Here is a 217-nt window from a genome sequence, read left to right as displayed (position 1 = left end):
AAATATCTAATGTATGTCCCTCTGCATCAATGGCACGATATAAATAGCTCCATTTTCCTTTTATTTTGATGTACGTCTCATCAATACGCCATTTGTAATAAGCTTTTTGATGCTTTTTCTTCCAAATTTGATATAAAATTGGGGCATATTCTTGAACCCAACGGTAGACCGTTGAATGATGAACGTTTACACCACGTTCCCTTAATATTTCAGATAT

1 protein-coding gene is annotated in these 217 nt (G+C 34.1%); it reads right to left on the bottom strand.

The window, feature by feature from the left end; translation table 11 throughout:
- The coding region (locus APS80_RS10460) for a DDE-type integrase/transposase/recombinase (protein WP_157064355.1) at window positions 1-217 on the bottom strand (217 nt) is incomplete at both ends.

The sequence above is a fragment of the Staphylococcus auricularis genome (assembly GCF_001500315.1).
Taxonomy (GTDB): Bacteria; Bacillota; Bacilli; order Staphylococcales; family Staphylococcaceae; genus Staphylococcus; species Staphylococcus auricularis.
Note: the sequence above shows the minus strand (reverse complement) of the source record. Positions and strands in the feature narration are given on the sequence as shown.